General features: G+C 64.3%; 22 protein-coding genes. 9 read left to right on the top strand and 13 right to left on the bottom strand.

Annotated elements, in window-relative coordinates; genetic code table 11:
- Positions 1–22: 22 nt before the first annotated feature.
- From NKJ40_RS09715 to NKJ40_RS09740, 6 genes are all read right to left on the bottom strand, one after another.
- Positions 23–601, bottom strand: coding sequence for a sarcosine oxidase subunit gamma (locus tag NKJ40_RS09715; RefSeq protein ID WP_352465894.1), 579 nt, complete (start codon positions 599–601; stop codon positions 23–25).
- Positions 594–3,587, bottom strand: a complete 2,994-nt coding sequence (locus NKJ40_RS09720) for a sarcosine oxidase subunit alpha (protein ID WP_352465895.1) — start codon at positions 3,585–3,587, stop codon at positions 594–596. Before NKJ40_RS09720 ends, NKJ40_RS09715 begins: the two co-directional genes overlap by 8 nt.
- Entirely contained in the window at positions 3,584–3,880 is a 297-nt protein-coding gene (locus NKJ40_RS09725) for a sarcosine oxidase subunit delta (RefSeq protein ID WP_292519105.1), read from the bottom strand. Before NKJ40_RS09725 ends, NKJ40_RS09720 begins: the two co-directional genes overlap by 4 nt.
- Before the next feature lie 11 nt (positions 3,881–3,891).
- Complete coding sequence (locus NKJ40_RS09730; protein ID WP_352465896.1) at positions 3,892–4,314, bottom strand: hypothetical protein; 423 nt, start codon at positions 4,312–4,314, stop codon at positions 3,892–3,894.
- Positions 4,314–5,567, bottom strand: a complete 1,254-nt coding sequence (locus NKJ40_RS09735; RefSeq protein ID WP_352465897.1) for a sarcosine oxidase subunit beta — start codon at positions 5,565–5,567, stop codon at positions 4,314–4,316. Before NKJ40_RS09735 ends, NKJ40_RS09730 begins: the two co-directional genes overlap by 1 nt.
- A 128-nt stretch (positions 5,568–5,695) precedes the next feature.
- Positions 5,696–6,436: a hypothetical protein gene (locus NKJ40_RS09740; protein ID WP_352465898.1), complete on the bottom strand. Its 741-nt coding sequence runs from the start codon at positions 6,434–6,436 to the stop codon at positions 5,696–5,698.
- 197 nt (positions 6,437–6,633) lie between these two features.
- On the opposite strand from NKJ40_RS09740, the gene NKJ40_RS09745 reads away from it, so the two are divergent.
- The 6 genes from NKJ40_RS09745 (at position 6,634) to NKJ40_RS09770 (ending at position 11,915) form a co-directional block, all read left to right on the top strand.
- Entirely contained in the window at positions 6,634–7,392 is a 759-nt protein-coding gene (locus NKJ40_RS09745; RefSeq protein ID WP_352465899.1) for an SDR family oxidoreductase, read from the top strand.
- Positions 7,393–7,501: 109 nt separating this feature from the next.
- Entirely contained in the window at positions 7,502–7,888 is a 387-nt protein-coding gene (locus NKJ40_RS09750) for an SET domain-containing protein (protein WP_352465900.1), read from the top strand.
- A gap of 265 nt (positions 7,889–8,153) precedes the next feature.
- Entirely contained in the window at positions 8,154–8,426 is a 273-nt protein-coding gene (gene rpsU, locus NKJ40_RS09755; protein ID WP_023675331.1) for a 30S ribosomal protein S21, read from the top strand.
- A 161-nt stretch (positions 8,427–8,587) separates the two neighbouring features.
- Complete coding sequence (locus NKJ40_RS09760) at positions 8,588–9,433, top strand: tetratricopeptide repeat protein (RefSeq protein ID WP_352465901.1); 846 nt, start codon at positions 8,588–8,590, stop codon at positions 9,431–9,433.
- Positions 9,434–9,569: 136 nt separating this feature from the next.
- Complete coding sequence (locus tag NKJ40_RS09765) at positions 9,570–10,043, top strand: DUF992 domain-containing protein (protein WP_292657306.1); 474 nt, start codon at positions 9,570–9,572, stop codon at positions 10,041–10,043.
- Positions 10,044–10,457: 414 nt separating this feature from the next.
- Complete coding sequence (locus tag NKJ40_RS09770) at positions 10,458–11,915, top strand: MFS transporter (RefSeq protein ID WP_352465902.1); 1,458 nt, start codon at positions 10,458–10,460, stop codon at positions 11,913–11,915.
- Here the strand turns inward: NKJ40_RS09770 and coaBC are convergent.
- The 3 genes from coaBC to ubiE all read right to left on the bottom strand — a co-directional run bounded on the left by coaBC (position 11,912) and on the right by ubiE (position 15,863).
- Positions 11,912–13,375 carry a bifunctional phosphopantothenoylcysteine decarboxylase/phosphopantothenate--cysteine ligase CoaBC gene (gene coaBC, locus NKJ40_RS09775; RefSeq protein ID WP_352465903.1) on the bottom strand — a complete coding sequence of 488 codons (1,464 nt, stop codon included), beginning with the start codon at positions 13,373–13,375 and terminating at the stop codon, positions 11,912–11,914. The genes NKJ40_RS09770 and coaBC overlap by 4 nt on opposite strands.
- 66 nt (positions 13,376–13,441) lie before the next feature.
- Positions 13,442–15,016, bottom strand: a complete 1,575-nt coding sequence (gene ubiB / locus NKJ40_RS09780; protein ID WP_352465904.1) for a 2-polyprenylphenol 6-hydroxylase — start codon at positions 15,014–15,016, stop codon at positions 13,442–13,444.
- Between the two features lie 70 nt (positions 15,017–15,086).
- Positions 15,087–15,863 (bottom strand): bifunctional demethylmenaquinone methyltransferase/2-methoxy-6-polyprenyl-1,4-benzoquinol methylase UbiE, encoded by a 777-nt coding sequence (gene ubiE / locus NKJ40_RS09785; RefSeq protein ID WP_352465905.1) that lies wholly within the window; start codon positions 15,861–15,863, stop codon positions 15,087–15,089.
- 168 nt (positions 15,864–16,031) lie between these two features.
- Between ubiE and NKJ40_RS09790 the strand changes: the two genes are divergently transcribed.
- From NKJ40_RS09790 to NKJ40_RS09800, 3 genes are all read left to right on the top strand, one after another.
- A complete protein-coding gene (locus NKJ40_RS09790; protein WP_352465906.1) occupies positions 16,032–17,006 on the top strand; it encodes an adenosine deaminase in 975 nt (324 codons plus the stop codon).
- Between the two features lie 143 nt (positions 17,007–17,149).
- On the top strand, positions 17,150–17,779 hold the full coding sequence (upp, locus tag NKJ40_RS09795) for a uracil phosphoribosyltransferase (RefSeq protein WP_352465907.1): 630 nt from the start codon (positions 17,150–17,152) through the stop codon (positions 17,777–17,779).
- Between the two features lie 100 nt (positions 17,780–17,879).
- On the top strand, positions 17,880–18,440 hold the full coding sequence (locus tag NKJ40_RS09800; RefSeq protein ID WP_352465908.1) for a TIGR02281 family clan AA aspartic protease: 561 nt from the start codon (positions 17,880–17,882) through the stop codon (positions 18,438–18,440).
- Here NKJ40_RS09800 and deoA read toward each other — a convergent pair whose 3' ends face one another.
- Genes deoA through NKJ40_RS09820 form a run of 4 tightly spaced genes read right to left on the bottom strand, consistent with a single transcriptional unit; the run spans position 18,441 to position 21,945 of the window.
- Complete coding sequence (deoA, locus tag NKJ40_RS09805; RefSeq protein WP_352465909.1) at positions 18,441–19,760, bottom strand: thymidine phosphorylase; 1,320 nt, start codon at positions 19,758–19,760, stop codon at positions 18,441–18,443. It abuts the gene before it with no gap.
- A complete protein-coding gene (locus NKJ40_RS09810) occupies positions 19,760–20,578 on the bottom strand; it encodes a purine-nucleoside phosphorylase (RefSeq protein WP_352465910.1) in 819 nt (272 codons plus the stop codon). Before NKJ40_RS09810 ends, deoA begins: the two co-directional genes overlap by 1 nt.
- Positions 20,575–20,967 (bottom strand): cytidine deaminase, encoded by a 393-nt coding sequence (gene cdd / locus NKJ40_RS09815; protein WP_352465911.1) that lies wholly within the window; start codon positions 20,965–20,967, stop codon positions 20,575–20,577. The genes NKJ40_RS09810 and cdd overlap by 4 nt, the downstream gene beginning before the upstream one ends.
- A gap of 6 nt (positions 20,968–20,973) precedes the next feature.
- A complete protein-coding gene (locus NKJ40_RS09820) occupies positions 20,974–21,945 on the bottom strand; it encodes an ABC transporter permease (protein ID WP_352465912.1) in 972 nt (323 codons plus the stop codon).
- Between the last annotated feature and the right edge of the window lies 1 nt (position 21,946).

Consider the following 21,946-nt stretch of genomic DNA (forward strand, 5'->3'; position numbering starts at 1 on the left):
CGGTCGGGCGCGGCGAACATGCCTATGCTGCCGCGTCGCGCGCTGCCTCCGACAGAAACGTAAAGACATAATCGGAAAAGGAACGCCAGCATTCGACGCGGAACGCGTCGGCCGCGGTGCGCAGCAGCACGATTTCGACCTTGCCGAGAATGGTGCGCGACGCCGCCCCGACCGGAAAGGCGTCGAGCGACAGATCCTGCGGGCAGCCGGCATTGATCGTCGCCGCGGCAGCCGGACCGATGATCGATATGGCGACGTTGCGGTGCGAGATGCCGACCGCCGAATGCAGCGCGGGAATGCTGGCGCAATCGGCGAGCGGATCTTTTCCGCTCTCGTCGATGACCAGCCATTCGTCCGGCCCCAGCCACAAGGCCGTGCGTCCGGCCTTTGCCGCCGAGGTTTTCGGCCTTTGCGGCAGGACGACGCCGAGCGCTTTCGAAAGTGCCGCGATCGAGGCGTCCGGCGCGCGCAGCGATATGCGCTCGGCCGGCGGTAGTACGGCAAGTGTGACGCCGGTGGCGGAAAGCGACTGGCTGGCCAGAGCCGGACGGCGTTCGACCGACGGCCCGGCGGCGGCGGTTTTCAAAGCGGCCTTAGCCATTGAGGCGCTCTCCCTTCTCGTCGAAGAACACCATACCGGTGACCTCCACCTCGATCACCCCGTTCGGCATCGGCACATAGAGCGTCTCGCCCATGCGATCGCGGCCGCCGGCGACCAGCCCCAGCGCGATCGAGCGGCCGCAATTTTGCGACCAATAGCTCGAGGTGACATGGCCGATCATCTTCATCGGGATTGCCTGCTTCGGGTCAGCGACGATCTGCGCGCCCTCCTCCAGCACCACCTTGGGATCCCTGGTCTTCAGGCCGACAAGCTGCTTGCGGCCCTTGGCGACCAAGTCCGGCCGCGCCATGCCGCGAATGCCGACGAAGTCGGTCTTCTTCTTGCCGACCGCCCAGTCGAGGCCGGCATCGTTCGGCGTAACCGTGCCGTCGGTGTCCTGGCCGACGATGATGTAGCCTTTTTCGGCGCGCAGCACATGCATGGACTCAGTGCCGTAGGCGCAGGCGCCATGCTTCTGGCCCTCGGCCCATAGCGCTTCCCAAACCGCCTCGCCGTAATCGGCCGGCACGTTGACCTCGAAGCCGCGCTCACCACTGAACGACATGCGAAACAGCCTGGTCGGCACGCCGCAGATCCGGCCTTCGCGCACCGACATATGCGGCAGCGCCTCGTCGGACATGTCGATGCCCTCGACCAGCGGCGCGATGATGTCGCGAGACTTGGGCCCCTGCACGGCGATGACCGCCCACTGCTCGGTGATCGAGGTCAGCCAGACGTTGAGATGCGGGAACTCGGTCTGGAGATAGTCTTCCATATGGTTCATGACGCGCGGCGCGCCGCCGGTCGTCGTCGTCACATGGAAACGGTCGGGTGCGAGCCTGCCAACGACACCGTCGTCATAGATGAAGCCGTCCTCGCGCAGCATGATGCCGTAACGGCAGCGGCCGGGCTCGAGCTTCTCCCATGGATTGGTGTAGAGCAGTTCCATGAATTTGGCCGCATCCGGCCCGACCACCTCGATCTTGCCCAGCGTCGAGGCGTCGAACAGGCCGGCCGTCTTGCGCACCGTGACGCATTCGCGGTCGACGGCCGCATGTATGTCCTCGCCCGGCTTCGGGAAGTACCAGGCGCGCTTCCACTGGCCGACATCCTCGAACATCGCGCCTTGGCGCTTTGCCCAGGGATGGATCGCCGTCTTGCGGGTCGGGTCGAACAGGGGACCCCGCGCGTGCCCGACGATCGAGCCGAATGTCACCGGCGTATAGGGCGCGCGGAACGTCGTCAGCCCGACCTGCGGGATCGGCTTGCCCAGCGTCTCGGCGGCAATCGCCAGGCCGTGCATGTTGGAGGTCTTGCCCTGGTCGGTCGCCATGCCGTTGGTGGTGAAGCGCTTGACGTGCTCGATCGAGCGCATGCCTTCATGCACCGCCTGGCGAATGTCCTTGGCGGTGACGTCGTTCTGGAAATCGACGAACGCCTTTACCGTCGTATCCGCCCCGGCGCCGGGCGCCGGACCCAGCATGCCGCGCGACCAGCTCTCGCCGGCATCGACCTTCGGCTTGGTGCCCCTGGCCGGCTTGCTGCCGGCGTCCTTGGCCGCCTTGGTGCCCGCAGCATAGGCCTCGTCGATCGTCGCCGACAGCCCGTCGGTGCCGTTGCAGGCGCCGACCGAGACGCAGTCCTGCGCATAAATTCCGGGCACGAAGCGCTTGGTCTCGTCATTGAAGGCGACCTTGCCGCGCGATTGCGAGAACAGATGCACCGACGGTGTCCAGCCGGCCGACATCAAGATCGCGTCAACCGGCATGGTGCGTTCGCCGCCGCCATTCTTCGGCTGCACGGTCATCGACGACACCCGCAGCTTGCCGCCGGCGCGGATCACGGCGCGGCCGAAATTGACCTCTATGCCGAGCGCCCTCGCCTCGTCGATCACCGGCCCGGCCGGGTTGTCGCGCAGATCGACGATCGCCGCCACGTTGATGCCGGCCTTCTTCAGGTCGATCGCCGCCGCATAGGCGGAATCGTTTGCCGTATAGACGCCGACATTCCTGCCGACGGCGACGCCGTAATGGTTGAGATAGGTGCGCGCCGCCGACGCCAGCATGATGCCCGGCCGGTCGTTGTCGGCAAACACCATGTGGCGCTCGATGGCGCCGGTCGCCAGCACCACGCGTTTGGCGCGAACCTGCCACAGCCGCTCGCGCGGCAGGTCGCGGCCGGGGCTCTGCAGATGGTCGCTGACGCGCTCGACCAGCCCGACGAAATTCTGCGCGTAATAGCCGAAGGCCGTGGTGCGCGGCAGCACGCGGACATTGTCCATCGCCCTCAACTTGGCGACGGCGGATTGCGCCCAGGGAAAGCCGTCCTGGCCTTCAATCTTCGCGCCGCTCTCGAAGCGCAGGCTGCCACCGAATTCCGCCTGCTCGTCGGCAAGGATGACACGCGCGCCGGTCTCGGCCGCGGCCAATGCCGCGGCGATGCCCGCGGCACCGCCGCCAAGCACCAGCACCTCGCAATGGGCGAAGCGCGCCGAATAATGGTCGGGATCCGGCTGGTTGGGGGCGACGCCGAGACCGGCGGCGGCCCGGATCTTGGGCTCGTAGAGGTTTTTCCACGCAGCCTTCGGCCACATGAAGGTCTTGTAGTAGAAGCCGGCCGAAAGCATCGGCGAGGCGATGCTGCTGACTGCGCCGATGTCGAAAGCGAGCGACGGCCAGCGGTTCTGCGACTGTGCGGTCAGCCCGTCATAGAGTTCCTGCACCGTGGCGCGGACGTTCGGTGTCTTGCGTGCCTGGTCGCGCTTGATCTCGACCAGCGCGTTCGGCTCTTCGGCGCCTGCCGACAGGAAGCCGCGCGGCCGGTGGTACTTGAACGAGCGGCCGACAAGGTGGACGCCATTGGCAAGCAGCGCCGAGGCCAGCGTGTCGCCCTCGATCCCGGTATAGGGGCGGCCGTCGAAGCTGAAGCCGGCTATCTTTGCCTGCTTGAGCCGCCCAGCGCCGGCAATGCGGAACATGGCGCTCATTTGGCGGCTCCCGGCAGCTTCGTGGGCTTCGGTTCGCCGGCCTTGTAAGTCATCAGGAACCTGTCGCTGACGGTGTCGCGCACGGCGTTGAAGAACCGCGCGCAGCCATGCATGTGCCGCCAGCGCTCATAGATGATCCCCTTGGGATTGGAGCGGATGAAGAAGAACTTTTCGAAATCGTCGTCGCTCTCACCGGCGATGTTTGGGGAACGCGCAATATGCGCCTCGCCGGCGTTGCGGAATTCGAGCTCCGGACGCTCTTCCTCGCAATAGGGGCAGCGGATGAGAAGCATTCTGTTCGTTCCTACAATTCGCCGGGGCCGACATGGGTGCCGGCCGGTTGATTGCAAAGCCGCAGACCCAGGGCCATGAAAGGGGCGACCAGCCGGATGCGCTCCTCGATGCTGGCTACCGGGCGGAAAAGGTCGCGATACGCCATATTGCCGACCGAAAGCGTCATCGGTTCGGTCGTCACGATGACGTAGCGCCGCTCGAATTTTTCGCCTTCCTCGAGATCGGCTGGCCGGTTCTCCATAAAGGTGACCACTCTCTGACCGGCGCTCCAGGCGCAGGCGAGTACACCCTCGTCGACGGAAAACGGCCAATCCGCTTCATTGCCGGCGCGGCTGATGGGCTGCAGGCGCACCTCCTCTGGCGTGGGGATATGAAACAGGCCTTGCTCGCCGGCGAGCATCAGCGGCATGGCGACAGCCATCTCGGTCATCATCAGTGCGCCACCGCTGCCGCTGCCGCCTCGTCGATCAGCCGGCCGGTGCGGAAGCGCTCGATGGTGAAGGGCGCGTTGATCGGGTGCGGATCGTCCCTGGCGATCGTATGGGCAAAGACGTGGCCCGAACCCGGCGTCGCCTTGAAGCCGCCCGTACCCCAGCCGCAATTGACATAGAGACCGGGCACCGGCGTCTTGGCCAGGATCGGCGAACGGTCGGGCGTCACGTCGACGATGCCGCCCCACGAGCGCAGCATCTTCATGCGCGTGAAGATCGGGAACATCTCGCAGATGGCGTCGAGCGTATGCTGCAGGATGTGCAGCCCGCCCGTCTGCGAATAGGAGACATACTGGTCGGTGCCGGCGCCGATGACCAGCTCGCCCTTGTCGGACTGCGAGATATAGGCATGCACGGTGTTCGACATGACGACGCAGGGCACCACCGGCTTGACCGGCTCCGACACCAGCGCCTGCAGCGGATAGCTTTCCAGCGGCATGCGCACGCCGGCCATGTTCATGATCACCGATGAGTGCCCGGCGGCGACCACGCCGACCTTCCTGGCGCCGATGAAGCCGCGCGTCGTCTCGACACCGGTGACGGCGCCGTTCGGCGCCCGCTTGACGCCGGTGACCTCGCAATTCTGGATGATGTGGACGCCGCGCGCCGAGGCACCGCGCGCATAGCCCCAGGCGACCGCATCGTGGCGCGCCGTGCCGCCGCGGCGTTGCAGGGCAGCACCCATCACCGGGTAGCGGGCATCGCGCGAAATGTTGAGCGGCGGGCAGAATTCCTTGGCCTGTTCCGGCGTCAGCCATTCATTGTCGATGCCGTTCAGCCGGTTGGCGTGGACGTGCCGCTTCAGCACCTGGATGTCGTGGATGTTGTGGGCGAGCATCATGACGCCGCGCGGCGAATACATGACGTTGTAGTTGAGCTCCTGGCTGAGCCCGTCCCAAAGCTTCAGCGCATGGTCGTAGATGCCGGCGCTCTCGTCATAGAGATAGTTCGAGCGGATGATGGTGGTGTTGCGGCCGGTATTGCCGCCGCCGAGCCAGCCTTTTTCCAATACCGCGACGTTGGTGATGCCGTGCACGGTAGCGAGGTAATAGGCTGTGGCCAGGCCGTGGCCGCCGGCGCCGACGATGATGACGTCGTATTCCTTCTTCGGCTCCGGCGAGGACCACTGTTCCTCCCAACCCTTGTGGCCGCGCATGGCCTCGCGGGCGATGGCGAATACCGAGTATTTCTTCAACGTTGCAGGCCTCGCAAATGGCGGCCGGGCAGATCAGCCAACCCCGGCGCGCGAGCTGTATCACTAGCGAAACCGCGCTGCCAGCCTTGCACTGTTTGCGACGGCGCTTGCCGTTTTGCGCCGTGCCTTCAACAGCCGCTGTTCTGCGTTTCGCCTTTTGACGTTTCAGACGAAGCACGCTTCAAGACGGACGGCTCGATTGCATAGATCGGTCGCAAATAACCCTCACGGCAATCGGCGGCGATTTTACGAATTTCCGCATCGTCCGACTGCTCCACGATGGCCACGAAGCGCTCGATAATCACCTGGCGCGGCCTGATAGCCACTGCCGCAGCAAAGCGCCGCAACACGGCATCCGGATTCGCGAGCAACCGTGGCAGGTCCTTGGCGCTCGGCATGTTATATTGACCATAAGCATTGACCAGTGTCTTGAAAGCCGAGTCCGGGCGCAGGGTAGCGGCATTTTCCACCGCAAGCCTTAGCTGCCAGCGCTCCGCAAGGCAGATGAACTGGACGACCCTCCACCGCACACCGGCATGTTCGTCATCCAGCCGCAGCATGAGGCGACCGAGAACGGCTCCATCGGCCGGCGTCGTGCATCCCAGAAGCGCCTCGATCGCGTCGAACCGGATACCCGAAGATTCACTGTCGAGCAGATCGGCGATCTCCGCGACGACGCAATTCATCTTGTAACTCATTTTGGAATTGGCTTCGGCCACCAAGTACGCGGCCGCGGCCTGCGTATAAAGGTTGTCGGATGTCAGCAGCGGCCGAAGGTTTTCGAGCGGAAAGCCCTTGTTGAACTCCGATTGAAGAGCGAACGTCAACTCGCTGTCGCCCTCGTAGCCGGGCTCCAGCAACTTGCTCATCATGTCTTGGGGGGTCATTGCAAATGGGCGGCGCGTCCACCCGCAAGGTTGAATGGCGACTTGGTAACCCGCTGCCCATCCGGCGTCAAGAAATCTTCGCCGATCCCTTCGCACGTTTCGGGTGGCTCGCGCCGCTCCATTTTGCGACCAAGCATCCAATTGCCGGCAAGGGCCGGCGCGAAAAAGGATGCAAAAAAATGCTCGCGCTTGCCAACAAGGTTGCCATCGTCACCGGCGCCAGCTCCGGCATCGGCCGCACCACGGCCAAGGTGTTTGCGGAGGAAGGCGCCAGGCTCGTCGTCGCCGCCCGTCGTCAGGCGGAGCTCGATGCACTGGTCACCGAAATCGAAGACGCCGACGGCACGGCCATTGCCCTTGCCGGCGATGTGCGCGACGAAGCCTACGCAAAAGCGCTGGTCGACCTGGCGGTCGAGAAATTCGGCGGGCTCGACATCGCCTTCAACAATGCCGGCTCGGTCGGTAGGATGGGGCCGGTTTCGGAGCTGTCGCTGGAGGGCTGGCACGAGACGCTCGATACCAATCTGACCAGCGCCTTTCTCGGCGCGAAATACCAGGTGCCGGCGATGATCGATCGCGGCGGCGGCTCGCTTATCTTCACCTCCACCTTCGTCGGCTACACGGTCGGCATGCCCGGCATGACCAGCTATGCGGCGAGCAAGGCCGGACTGATCGGATTGACGCAGGTGCTGGCGGCCGAATTTGGCGCCAAGGGCGTTCGGGTCAACGCGTTGCTGCCGGGCGGCACCGATACGCCCTCGGCAACATTCAAGACACCTGAATCACGAGCCTTCGTCGAAAACCTGCATGCCTTGAAGCGCGTCGCCGAGCCTGAGGAGATCGCCCGCTCGGCGCTTTACCTGGCTTCCGATGCATCGAGTTTCACCACCGGCACGGCACTGTTCGCCGACGGCGGCGTCTCGATCACCCGGACGTGAGGCGTTTCGCGGTCGGCCCATCGGCGCGTAAGCCAACGTCAAAAAAACCGGTCTTGCTTTTTCCGGCGATTTGACGATTCCGTCTTCTCCTCGAAAACGGGTTGGAAACATGCTACTGATCAGGACCTATATCGCTGCAAGCGCAATCGAAGGCGTCGGCGTGTTCGCCGCCGAGCCGGTCCGGAAGGGGGCGCAGATCTGGCGTCTCGATCCGGACTTTGACCGGCTGATCCCGGTCGAAAGATACGAGACGGCGCCGCCGCACCTCAAGGAATTGCTCGACAGATATGCCTATCCCAGTCCGGACCGGCCGGGCTTCATGGTCTATGAGGTCGACAATGGCCGCTTCATGAACCACGCCGACAAGCCGAACACCGACTTTTCGCAATATGGCGGGGCCACCGCGACCCGCGACATCGCCGCCGGCGAGGAGATAACCTGCGACTACGGCGAGTTCTTCGAGGGTTTCGAGCAGCTCCACCTGGCCATTGCGTAGCGGCGCTATTTGACCCCAAGGCGAATTTTGTTCTTGCTTTGTGCCGGCAGCTATGCTACTAATTTGAGTATGGTACTGATTTACACCGAAGACCCGCCGCCGAGGCGGGTTTTTCGTTTCGGGGTCGGCACCGTCTCTCAATCGGCTGTGGACAGCGCCCCTTGATTCTGCTATCAGCCGCCCCAATTCGTGGTGTAACGCGCCGCGGAGGCTTGTGGCTATGGCCGCTTGCCTGTTGATTTCAAACCGAAAGACAGGATTGCACGTGCAGGTACTCGTCCGCGACAACAATGTTGATCAGGCGCTTCGCGCGCTCAAGAAAAAGATGCAGCGCGAAGGCATCTTCCGCGAAATGAAGATGCGCGGACATTACGAGAAGCCGTCCGAGAAGCGCGCCCGTGAAAAGGCGGAAGCCGTGCGGCGCGCCCGCAAGCTGGCCCGCAAGCGCGCCCAGCGCGAAGGCCTGCTGCCGATGACGCCGCGTCCGGTCGCGGCCGGTGCTGCCGGTGCCGGTGCTCCGCGTCCGCCGCGGTTCTGACGTCAATTTTTCGTCCTTTTCCAAGGATATCCAAGGTGGCGCGATGCGGAATCGCCGCCACCTTTTTGTTGTGAGTTCGACCCGGTCCGAGAGGACCGGTTGGGAGAGATGCCGGTTCGGAGGGGGAACGGACCTGACGGCGCAGTGAGGACAGGGCAGACATGGACGCAATCACCGTAGAGCGCAGAACCGCGTGGCGCGGCCTCGCCCTGACGGCAGCCCTGCTTTCCGGGATGGCGCTTGCCAGCTGCCAGAGCGTTCCGACCGGCGAGTTCAACAACATCGACAAGGCGCAAGCCTCGAGCGAGAACATCTCCTCGCTGTCGGCGGTGATCCAGCGCAACCCCCAGGATCCGGAAGCCTACAATGTGCGCGGCTCGGCCTATGGCCGCGGCGGCCAGTACCAGGCGGCGCTGAAGGACTTCGACACCGCCATCCAGCTCAATCCGAATTTTTACCAGGCCTATTCGAACCGCGCGCTCATCCAGCGCTTCCTCGGCGACCAGGCGAGCGCGCTCGCCGACTACAACCGCTCGATCCAGATCAATTCCAATTATGACGCCGCCTATATCGGCCGCGGCAATCTCTACCGCAGGGCGGGCCGGGTCCAGGAAGCCTTCAACGATTTCCAAAAGGCCATCCAGCTCGACACGACCGACGCGCGCGCCTATCACAATCGCGGCCTGATCTACCAGAGTCAGGGCCAGCACGCCTTTGCTATCGAGGACTTCTCGACTGCCATTTCGCTGGCGCCGGACGCCTCCGAGCCTTACAACGGACGCGGCCTCTCCTACCTTGCCATGAACGACGAGGACAATGCCTTCGCCGACTTCAATATGGCCATCAAGCTCGACGGCAAGAATGCCGAGGCGTGGTCCAACCAGGCGCTGATCTACGAGCGGCGCGGCGACAAGGTCAGGGCCGCGAAATCCTACCGCGAGGCCGTGCACCTCAATCCGACCTACCAGCCGGCCAAGGACGGCCTGGCCCGCACCAGCGCCGGCTGATCGGGCCGGTTTATCGGGCGGCCCTTTCCGCACCCCGACAACCCTGCGTTTACCCTTGCCTTGCTGGCGCCAAGTTTTCGGCGGAACGCTCGGCGTGCTCAGCCGTTTGTACAAAGCCATTGGAAAGGACCCTGCCATGATCAAGAAACTCGCCTGTGCCGCCGCTCTGGCGACGACCGTCGTTGTCGCTCCCGCCAGCGCCAGCAAGCTCCAGCTCGGCGTGCTCGACTGCACCATCGACGGCGGCACGGCCTATCTCGTCACCTCCAACAAGGGTGTTTCCTGTGTCTTTCGTCCGCATCGTGGCGGTCCCTCCGAAGTCTATACCGGGGTGATTTCCAAGCTCGGCGTCGATGTTGGCCGGACGCATCAGGGTCAGCTGGTATGGGCGGTTCTGGCGGCGACCCGCAACCACGATGAAGGCGACCTTGCCGGCAGCTATTATGGCGTGAATGCCGAGGCCAGCGTGGTCACCGGTGGCGGCGCCAATCTCCTCGTCGGCGGCCTCGACAGCGCCTTTTCGCTGCAGCCGCTCAGCGTCCAGGCACAGACCGGCGTCAACCTGGCGGTCGCCGTCACGTCGCTGGACCTGATCCACTCGTTCAAATAACGGCGTATCATGGCTCCCCGAGCGGCGGGGAGCGTAGGTGTCGGCCTGCCAATAGCTGCCGAAAGCTCATGGATTCCGGCAGGCCCACTCCGCAGAGGATGGGCCGCCCTGATGTTCAAAGTTGCAGCGCTCGAAGATCACGGCATGGCAACTGTGTTCATGCCGTTTACCGTGGACCGAAGATTGCGGCGATCCAATATTGCTTGTCTTCGGTCCGACCAGAATCTCAACGCATAGTGATCGTCCCCCATCGCACAATTTTGACATCTGCCACGTCAACGGCGCTCAAAACCGCTTGATCTCAACTGCGGTTGAGGTCCTAGAAGCCCTCCCCATACTGCGGCATGCGCTCATTTGTACGTGAAGAACGCTCCAATATTTTAGACCGGCGTCTAAGGAAGCTCGGGGGACTGGATGACCAAAACAAGTACAAACAGGGTCGACTGGCGCGCGCTGTGGGCGAGCGGCGATCTGGCGCGCTTCTGCTTCATCAGCCTCGGCATCCTGCTGCACGCCACCAACGAAACGATGGTGGCGACGGTCATGCCGGCCATGGTCGGCGAACTCGCCGGCGTGCAACTGGTCGGCTGGTCGCTGGCGATCTACGAGCTCGGCGCCATCGTTGCCGGTGCGGCCGCCGGACGGCTGGTGAGCTATGTCGCGCTGCGTACCAATATGATGGTCGCCGCAATGCTCTATGCCGGCGGCGCGCTGGTCTGCGCCACCGCGCCTTCGATGCCGCTGTTCCTCAGCGGCCGCCTGATCGAGGGGCTCGGCGGCGGCGCGCTGGTGTCGCTGGCCTTCGTCTCGGTCGAGCGGCTGTTTGCCCGCGCGATCTGGCCGCAGCTTTTCGGCGTCATGTCGGCGATCTGGGGTGTCGCCGCCTTCAGCGGGCCGGTGCTCGGCGCGGTCATGACCGAATTGCTGTCCTGGCGCTGGGCCTTCGGCGTCTTCACCCTCGGCGGCACGGCCATGGCCCTGGCAAGCTTCATCGTGCTCGATACGCCTGAAGCAACAAGGCCGCAGGCGACCGGCGGCTCAGCACCGCCTTTCCCGTTTGCAGCACTTGGCTGCCTTGCCGTCAGCGTCGTGCTGATCGCCACCGCCGGCGTCGACATCGCCCTGCTGCGCTCGTCGCTGCTCCTCACCCTCGGCCTGATCGGCCTGGCGCTGTTTATCCATATCGACGCGTTGAAGCCGCGCTCGCGCCTGTTCCCGTCGCGGCTGTTCTCATGGCGCTCGCCGGTCGGCGCGGGCATGACCATGGTCGCCGCATTTTCGATGGCGACCTGCTCGTTCGCGGTCTACGGGCCACTGCTCCTGACCAGCCTGCACGGCATTCCGATCCTCACCACCGGCTACATCATCGCCGCCGAATCGATCGCCTGGTCGATCCTGTCGATCCTCGTCGCCAATGCGCCGCCGGAGCGCGAACGGCTGATCATCGTCGGCGGTGCGCTGATGATCGCCACGGGCGTCGCCGGTTTCGCCTATACGGTGCCGGCGGGCTCGATCCCGTTGATCCTGCTTTGCGCTTTGCTGCAAGGCGGCGGTTTCGGCATCGCCTGGCCGTTCGTCACGCGTGTCATCGTGGCATCGGCGCGGGAAGGCGAGCAGACGATCGCCTCGGCCGCCGTGCCGACCATGCAGCGCATCGGCTATGCCGTGGGTGCCGCGTTAACCGGCATCATCGCCAACGCCAGCGGCTTTTCTGAAGGCCTGAACCGCGAGGCCGCGGCAAATGTTGCCGCCTGGCTGTTCCTCGCCTTTATTCCGCTCGGCAACCTGGGATGCCTTGCCGCCTTGCGGATTTCGGGGGCGAGCGCCACGAAGCCGGCGAAGCTGCCAATCTCCGTGGGGGAGATTGACTAGACGACGACCGTCGTCAGCCGCTCAGCGATCAATGCCGCGAGCCGCGTCGCCACCTCGTCCTTGCTCATCTCCGGCCATTCCTCGACGCCCGCCTTTGAGACGATCCGCACCTGGTTGCGGTCGCCGCCCATCACGCCCGGAGAACCGCCTTCATGCGAGACATCATTGGCGACGATAAGATCGGCGCCCTTTTTCGCAAGCTTGGCCTCGGCATTCCTGACCAGGTCCTGCGTCTCCGCGGCGAAACCGACCACCAGCATCGGCCGCTTTTTGTGATGCCCGACACCGGCAAGAATATCGGGATTTTCCACCATCTGCAGCACCGGCGGACCCTCGCCCGCCACCTTCTTGATCTTTTCCCCGGCCGAGCTTTGAGCGCGCCAGTCGGCGACAGCCGCGACGAACACTGCCGCGTCGGCCGGCAGCAGCTGTTCGACCGCATCCTTCATCTCGACGGCAGTTTCGACATGCAGCGTGGCGACGCCGGCCGGATCGGCAACGCCGACCGGACCGGAGACGAGACGCACGTCGGCGCCAAGCCTGGCCAGCGCCGCCGCGATCGCATGGCCCTGCTTGCCCGACGAGCGGTTGGCGATGTAGCGCACCGGGTCGATCGGTTCATGTGTCGGTCCGGAAGTGACGATGATCTTTCTTCCCGCCAGCGGCTTTGGCCGGCTGTCGAGCAGCGCCTCGATCGCGGCGACGATCTCCAGCGGCTCGGCCATGCGGCCCTCGCCCGCCTCGTTGCCCTCGGCCATCTCGCCCTTCGACGGGCCGATAAATGCGATGCCGTCCTTCTGCAACGTCGAGCGGTTGCGCCGGGTCGCCGGATGCGCCCACATCTTCGGGTTCATGGCGGGCGCCATTAAAACCTGCTTGTCGGTGGCGATGAGCACGGTGGAGGCAAGATCATTGGCGTGGCCGTTGGCGAGCTTCGCCATCAGGTCGGCGGTGGCCGGCGCCACGACGATAAGGTCGGCCTCGCGCGACAGGCGGATGTGGCCGACATCGTGCTCGTCCTGGCGGTCGAACAAATCGGTGAAGACATGATCCGCCGACAGCGCCCCGACCGACAGCGTGGTGACGAATTCCTGCGCCGCCGCGGTCATCACCACGCGCACCGAAGCACCACGCTCGCGCAGCCGACGGATCAGGTCGAGCGCTTTGTAGGCAGCGATGCCTCCGCCGATGATGAGCAGGATGCGCTTGCCGGAGAGGACACCTCGCGCGACTTGGCTGGGGACCGCGACCACCGGGGCTGCAGGATTCTGCAAGCTTGTCAGTTCGCGCAACGTTTTCTCGATCTGGTCGATGCGGCCGGACGAACCGAGTTGACCTTCGACCGCTGCGCGGATCATGACCCGCGCCTGGTCTTCCATTGACCGGCCATTCTCCGCAGCCAATCGGCGCAGCATATCCTTGACCTCGTCATCAAGGTTGCGGATCGTGATGCTGGCCATGTGATTGCACTTTACCCGAAATCGCCGAAGGCAATGATAGCAATGCAATCAATCGACAACAAGGCGTTAGAGCAGCTTCCAGGCGATATACACCAGCGTCAGCGCGATCACCCACAGCGCCAGCCGGCCGGAGCGGGTGTAGCGCGCCTCGGCCTTGCCGATCGCGTGCGCGGTCCTTTCGTCGAAGCGCAGGCCGTGTTCGGCCATCAGGTCGATCTCACGCGACAGCCGCTCGGTGCGGGCAGCGAGGTCCGGCGCCTGGCGGGCCAGCGCCAGCAGCGCGTTGGCGCCGTCGCGCGCATCGGCCAGCAAAGCGCGCGGGCCGAGATTGCGCGTAATCCAGCCGCTCACCACAGGTTCCGACGTCTTCCACATGTTGAAGGCCGGGTCGAGGGTGCGGGCGACGCCTTCGACGACCACCATGGTCTTCTGCAGCAGCACCAGCTCGGATCGCGTCGCCATGTCGAAGAGGTCGGTCACCTCGAACAGCAGCGTCAAAAGCTTGGCCATCGAGATGGTCTCAGCCGGCTGGCCGTGGATCGGTTCGCCGATCGCCCGGATCGCCTGGGCAAAGGCTGCGACATTGTGCTGGCGCGGCACGTAGCCGGCCTCGAAATGCACCTCGGCGACGCGCTGGTAATCGCGCGTGATGAAGCCGTAGAGGATTTCGGCGAGGAAGCGGCGCTCCTTCCTGCCGAGCCGGCCGGCAATGCCGAGATCGACAGCGACGATGGTGCCGTCGGCCTCGACGAACAAGTTGCCCGGATGCATGTCGGCATGGAAGAAACCGTCACGCAGCGTATGGCGCAGGAACGACTGGACCAGGTTGGCGGCAATCGCCTTCAGGTCGTGGCCGGCGGCGGCGAGGCCGGCAATATCGTTCAACTTGATGCCGTCGACCCATTCCATGGTCAGCACGTCACGACCGGTGCGCTCCCAGTCGACCGACGGCACGCGAAAGCCGGGATCGTCCTTGGTGTTCTCGCCGAGCTCCGAAAAAGCCGCCGCCTCCAACCTCAAATCCATTTCGATCTTGGTGGTCTGGGCCAGCGTCTCCGTCACCTCGACCGGCCGCAGCCGGCGCGACGACGGGATGTACTTTTCCTGCAGCCGGGCGGCGAGGAAATAGCTCTCGAGATCGCGAAAGAAGCGGCGGCGCACGCCCGGCCGGATGACCTTCACCGCCACTCGCCTAACGACGCCGTCCTGCATCGTTTCGGCGGTATGGACCTGCGCGATCGAGGCGGCGGCGACGGCCTCGCCAAAACTGGCATAGAGCTCACCGACCTTGCGTCCGAGCGATGCTTCTATCGCCGCTATGGCCTCGGCCTTGGGAAAGGTCTGCATCTTGTCCTGCAGCATGGCGAGATCAAGCGCGATATCGTTGCCGACGACGTCTGGCCGTGTCGCCAGGAACTGGCCGAGCTTGACGTAGGACGGGCCGAGCCGCACGACCGCCTTGGCCAGCCTGTCGCCGCGCTCATAGGCAAGCGCGCGCCGGCGGGTGAACAGCCGGGCCATGCGCCAGCCGAATTTCGGCAGGCCGAAGAGTTCGTCGCCAGGCAAAGCCGCGATGACGCCTTCGCGGACCAGCACCCAGCCGGCCCGCACGAGCCTGAAACCAGCGCCGATGCTGCTCATGGCTGGCTTCGCCCTGCCGGTTTCCTGAACTGGCGAAAGGCACGTCGGGCTATGAAAATGCGGGCCAGCCTCAAAGCTTCCAGCCCGAATGAAGCGCGGCGATGCCGCCGGAATAATTGCGGAATGAGGCGCGGTCGAAGCCCGCGCGCGAAATCATCGCCGCGAAATTCTGCTGATTGGGAAATTTGCGGATCGATTCGACCAGATAGGAATATGGCTCGCCATCGCCGGTCACCACCTTGCCGATCCACGGGATGGCGTTGAACGACCATGCTTCATAGACCTTGTCGAGCAGCGGCATCTCGACCTCGGAAAATTCAAGGCAGAGAAAGCGCCCGCCAGGCTTCAGCACTCGATAGGTTTCGGCAAGCGCCACATCGATGCGCGGCACGTTGCGGATGCCGAAAGCAATGGTGTAGGCATCGAAAGTAGCGTCGGCAAAAGGCAATTCCTCGGCATTGGCTTCGACGAAATCGGTATTTGCCGACAGGCCCTTTTTCTCGGCCCGGTCGCGGCCGACGGCGAGCATCGAGCCGTTGATATCGAGAACCGTTGCATGAGCGTGCCTGCCGCTCGCCTCGACGATGCGGAAGGCGACGTCGCCGGTGCCGCCGGCAACGTCGAGAACGCTCCAGCCCGGCCGCTTCGGTGGATTGAGCCAGGCGACCATGGCGTCCTTCCACAACCGATGCAACCCGGCCGACATCAGGTCGTTCATCAGGTCGTAGCGGTTCGCCACCTTGTGGAAAACATCATTGACCAGGGACTGCTTGTCGCCTGGTCCTACCCGCTTGAAACCATAGGAGGTTTCCATACCGCCCGCAGCAGTGGTTCTTTCAACCGACATCGTTTTGATCCGCCATAAAATCGGCGGGACCATAGCCGATCGATGGTGCGGGCGCTATTGTTTAAGGCGCGGTGTTCGGCCGCGCTTCGAAGGCAGGTTCCGGAAAAGTGTCACACGGTTTTCCGGCAAGAACTTGCGTCATAAGAAAAAGCCTGACGGGATAATCGAATGCCTTTGAAAGCAGAACTGCACTGCCACATCGAAGGGGCAGCGGCGCCTGAACTCGTCCTCCGCCAGGCTGAGAAATACGGCAAGGATGCCTCGCCCTACATCCAGGACGGCTCCTTCGTCTGGCACGATTTCACCTCTTTCCTCGCCGCCTACGACTTCTCGTCCAACCTGTTCCGCACCGAAGAAGACTATGCGCGGCTGGCCGATCATTACCTGACCAGCCTTGCCCGAGACGGCGCCATCTATTCCGAGGTTTTCACCTCGCCCGACCACGCCAGCAAGGCCGGGCTGTCGCCGAAGGCCTATACCGACGCGCTCGGCGAAGGCATGGCCCGCGCCAAGGCAAAGACCGGCATCGAAGGCCGCATGATCGTCACCGGCGTGCGCAATTTCGGCGTCGAATCGATCGAGCGGGCGGCACGTTTCGCCGCCCGCAGCGGACATCCGCTGGTCACCGGCTTCGGCGTCGCCGGCGACGAGCGGATAGGCGACCTGGAAGACTATGTCAGGGCCTTCGAGATCGCCCGCGAGGCCGGCCTCGGCATCACCGTTCATGCCGGCGAGTTGTTGGGCTGGGAAAGCGTCGAGGCGGCACTCGACCACATCCGCCCGTCTCGCATCGGCCATGGCGTGCGCGCCATCGAGAACCCCGAGCTTGTGCGGCGCATCGCCGACGAAGGCGTCGTGCTCGAATGCTGCCCCGGCTCCAATATCGCCCTGAAAATCTTCGACAGCTTCGCCGACCATCCCTTTCCCGCCTTGCGCGCGGCGGGCTGCAAGGTGACGCTCAACTCCGATGACCCGCCCTATTTCTGGACCTCGCTGAAACGCGAATACGACATCGCCGCCGAGCATTTTGCCATGGATGACAAGGCGCTCACCGCCGTCACCAGGACGGCCATCGAGGCAGCCTTCGTCGACAGGAAGACCAGGGCGGCGCTGCTGGGCAGGCTCGGCGCCAAGGGCAGGTGAATGGTGAATGGTGAATGGTTCACCCGGCGCTTCGGTCCATCAACCGCGAGTTTTTCCGCGCAACCAAGGACTCGCAAACCAGTTCACTATTCACTATTCACCATTCACCATCCACTATTCACCTGCGCAGTTCGGAGAACACCATGAAGGGCGTCACCGTCGTCGACCATCCGCTTGTCCAGCACAAGCTGACCATCATGCGCAAGAAGGAAACCTCGACGGCCGGTTTCCGGCGGCTGCTGCGCGAGATCTCGCTATTGCTCGGCTACGAGGTCACCCGCAACCTCGAACTGACGACGACGACGATCGAAACGCCGATCGAGACGATGGAGGCGCCGATGCTGGAGGGCAAGAAACTGGTCTTCGCCTCGGTGCTGCGCGCCGGCAACGGCTTGCTTGAAGGCCTGCTCGATCTGGTGCCGGCGGCGCGTGTCGCCCATATCGGCCTCTACCGCGACCATGAGACGCTGGAAGCGGTCGAGTATTTCTTCAAGGCGCCGGGCGACCTCGCCGACCGGCTGGTGATCGTCGTCGACCCGATGCTGGCGACCGCCAATTCGGCGATCGCGGCGATCGACAAGCTGAAAGGCCGCGGTGCTACCAACATCCGCTTTCTCTGCCTGTTGGCGGCACCAGAGGGCCTCGAGCGATTTACCCAGGCGCATCCCGATGTTCCGGTCTTCACCGCTTCCATCGACCGCCAACTCAACGAGAAGGGCTACATCATGCCCGGTCTCGGCGATGCCGGCGACCGCATGTACGGCACCAAATAGATCCGTTTACCGATTGTTTACCCAAACGGCTGGTTTCCGCATTCGTTAAAGCGGCAAACACCATGTCGGACTAAGGATCGGCAACCACAAAGGCCGGTCCATGCTGCGCAAGCTTCTCATCCTTGGCGTGTTTGCCGGAACGTCGGCATCGCTGCCGATCGTCTATCAGTCGAATCCACAGGTAATCGAGCGGCTGTTGAAATCCGCCGTCGGAACCAAGCCGGCCGACACACAAACCGACCTGAACCTCGCCGCCGTTCCGGACAGGCCGGCGACGCCGCAGCCGCTCGGCCGCAAGGTCGTCGTCACCGCGGACGCGCGCGGGCATTTCATGTCCGTCTTCAAGTTGAACGGCCGCCAGATCGACGGCATGATCGATACCGGCGCAACGCTCGTCGCCATCAACAGCTCGACAGCGCGCAGGATCGGCATCTCGCTCAATTCGTCGGACTTCAGCCATCAGGTCAACACCGCCAACGGCGCGATCAAGGCCGCCGTGGTGACGATCGACCGCCTGCAGATCGGCAAGATCGCCGTCGAGGGCGTCGAGGCCGTCGTGCTCGACGACAGGGCGCTGCACACCAATCTGATCGGCATGAGCTTTCTGCAGCGGCTTGAAAGATACCAGGTCGAAGACGGCACGCTGCTGCTGGTTCAGTGATCACCCGCGCGGCAGGATCCGCCGGATGACGGTTTTCTCCGTGGCCGGTTTGGAAGTGCCGATCGTATAGGCCGAAAGCACGGCGGCGGCGGCCGCTTCGGCATCCCCGGTATTGCGGGCATGGACCAGCGCCAGCGCTTCGCCGGTCCGCACTTCAGCGCCGACCGGCAACAGCCTGGTGATGCCGACGGCGTGATCGATCCTGTCGTCGGGCCGCGTCCGCCCGCCGCCAAGCCCGACCACCGCAAGCCCGATCTCGCGGGTCGCGATGCCGGTGACAAAGCCGTTCGCGCTCGCCTTGACGGCAAATTCCGTTGCCGTTTTCGGCAGATATTTTTCCGGATTTTCGATGAAGTCGGCGGGACCGCCAAGTGCCGCCACCATGCGGGCGAAGATGGCAGCGGCGCGGCCGCCGGCCAGCGTCTCGGCGGCGCGGCGCAGGCCGTTCTGGTTGGACGACACCAGGCCTGCCGATTGCAGCATCTCGGCGGCCAGCGCCAGCGTCACGTCCTCCAGCCGCCGGTCGCGAAAGCGGCCGGTGAGAAAATCGACGGCGTTGCGCACCTCGACCGCATTGCCGGCAGCGGATGCCAGCGGCTCGTTCATGCCGGTGACCAGCGCCGAGGCCTTAAGGCCGGCGCCATTGGCGACGTCGACCAGGCTGTTGGCCAGCGCGGTTGCATCGCGCGATTTCTCCATGAAGGCGCCGTTGCCGACCTTGACGTCCAGCACTAGCGAATTGAGACCGGCGGCCAGCTTCTTCGATAGGATCGAGGCGGTGATCAGCGGCACCGATTCCACTGTTCCCGTCACATCGCGGATGGCGTAGAGCCTGGCGTCGGCGGGTGCGAGATCGGCGGTCTGGCCGATGATGGCGCAGCCGGTTTCGAGCACCGTCTTGCGGAAGCGTGCAATGTCCGGCTGGCTGATATAACCGGGGATGGCATCCATCTTGTCCAGCGTGCCGCCGGTATGGCCCAGACCCCTGCCGGAAATCATCGGCACATAGGCGCCGCAGGCAGCGACGATCGGCGCCAGCATCAAGGAGACATTGTCGCCGACGCCGCCCGTCGAATGCTTGTCGGTGACCGGGCCGGGCAGATCCGACCAGTCGAGCACATCGCCGGAATCGCGCATCGCCATTGTCAGCGCCACCGCCTCGTCGCGGCTCATGCCGTTGAAGAATACCGCCATGGCGAAGGCGCCGACCTGCGCGTCGGTGACGGTGCCGGCGGTCAGGCCCTCGATGAAGAACGCGATCTCCTCAGCCGAGAGCTTCTGGCCATCGCGCTTGCGGCGGATGATTTCCTGGGGAAGCATCAGGCGTCGATCCTGTGCTCCGGAAGCCCGTCCTGAAAAACACGCTGCAGGATGGTCGCCAGCCGCGCCCCGCCGACCGGCGCCATGTCCTTGGTCTCCTGGTGCGACAGCTCGGCTCCGGTCATGCCAGCGGCAAGGTTGGTCACGACCGAACAGGCGGCGACGCGCAGCCCGAGGAAGCGGGCGAGAATGACCTCCGGCACCGTCGACATGCCGACCGCGTTGGCGCCCATGACGCGCGCCATGCGGATCTCGGCGGGCGTCTCGAAGCATGGGCCGGAGAACCACATATAGACGCCCTTGTGCAGCCTGGTACCGGTGGCCTTCGCCGCCTGCTCGATGGCGAAGCGGAGACCGGCGTCGTAGGCTTCGGTCAGGCCGACGAAACGGCGGTCGCTCGGTTCGCCGATCAGCGGGTTGGAGCCCGAGAAATTGATGTGGTCGGTGATCAGCATCACCGAGCCCGGGCCCATCCCGGGATCGACCGAACCGGCGGCGTTGGTGAGGATCAGTTTGGAGATGCCGAGGCCGGCGAGCACCTCGAGTGCCGGCCGCATTGCCGCTGCGTTGCCGTGCTCGTAATAATGCGCGCGGCCGGACAGCATCAGCACCGGCGTGCCGGCAAAGAGCCCCGCCACCACCTCGCCGGCATGGCCGCTGACGCCGCTTCTCGGGAAGCCTGGCAAGTCGGCGTAGGAAATGCGCACCGCATCTTCGACCTTGTCGACAAGCCCGCCAAGCCCTGAGCCCAGAACCAAAGCAGTGGTCGGCGCCAGCCCGTCCAGCCTTTCGACGAGGTGATCGAGCGCTTCCTTCATTTCAACACATCGCCCTGGAATCCGTATGGCAGCAACTCGCCCATGGTCACGGTCTCGACCACGCCGCCATCGTCGCAGAGATAGAACTTCGTTTCCGGCCGGCAGAATTCCGCCAGCCGCTGCCGACAGCCGCCGCAGGGCGAGCATTTTGCCACGCGTTCGGCGATCACGGCGACTTCCGTGATCTTGCCGCCGCCGCCCATGATGTAGTTGGCAAGCGCGGTGGTTTCAGCGCACCAGCCCTCTGGATAGGACGCGATCTCGACATTGGCGCCGGTGAAGACACGGCCGTCCTCGGTGCGCAACGCCGCGCCGACCGGAAATTTCGAATAGGGCGCATAGGCCTTGGCCATGGCGGCTTTCGCCGCTTCGAACAGATCACGAGCCATGATAAATCAGCGTTCCTTGACATACGGCACGCCGCCGGCGCGCGGCGGGATTGCCTTGCCGATGAAGCCGGCAAGCAGGATGACGGTCAGCACATAGGGCAGCGCCTGCATGAATTGCACCGGCACCTTGCCGATCAGCGGCAGCGGCGTGCCTTGCAGGCGGATCGACGCCGCGTCGAGGAAGCCGAACAGCAGGCAGGCGAACATGGCGTTGACCGGTTTCCATTTGGCGAAGATCAGCGCGGCCAGCGCGATGTAGCCCTTGCCGGCGGTCATGTCCTTCACGAAGCCGCCATTCTGCACCATCGACAGATAGGCGCCGGCAATGCCGGTGAGCACGCCGGTGCAGATCAGCGCCCGGTAGCGCAGCCAGGCGACGGATATTCCGGCGGTATCGACCGCGGCCGGGTTCTCGCCGACGGCGCGCAGGCGCAAGCCGAAGCGGGTGCGAAACAGCACCCACCAGGTGAACGGCACGGCCAGGAAGGCGAGATAGACCAGCACGGAGTGGCCGGAGATGAGTTCCGAATAGATCGGCCCGAGGATCGGAACGCTCCTGAGCGCATCCGCGCCCGGCCAGATGATTGCCTCGAAGCGCTCGCCGGCGGCCAGCGCTGGCGTGCGCCCGCCTTGCTGGAACCAGGCCTGGCCGAGCACGATCGTCGATCCGGCCGCAATGAAATTGATCGCGACGCCGGAAACGATCTGGTTGCCGCGATGGGTGATCGAGGCAAAGCCGTGGATCAGCGCGAAGGCAACCGAGATGAGGATGGCCATGCCGAGCCCGAGATAGGCCGAGTGGAAGACCGAGGCGGCGGCGGCTCCGGCGAAGGCGCCGACAAGCATCTTGCCCTCGAGCCCGATGTCGAAGACGCCGGCGCGCTCCGAATAGAGGCCGGCGAGGCAGGCGAGCAGCAAGGGAACCGACAGGCGGATGGTCGAGTCCAGGACCTGCACGATGGCATTGAAGAAATCCATC

This window comes from Mesorhizobium sp. M0119 (genome assembly GCF_040322615.1).
Classification (GTDB): domain Bacteria; phylum Pseudomonadota; class Alphaproteobacteria; order Rhizobiales; family Rhizobiaceae; genus Mesorhizobium.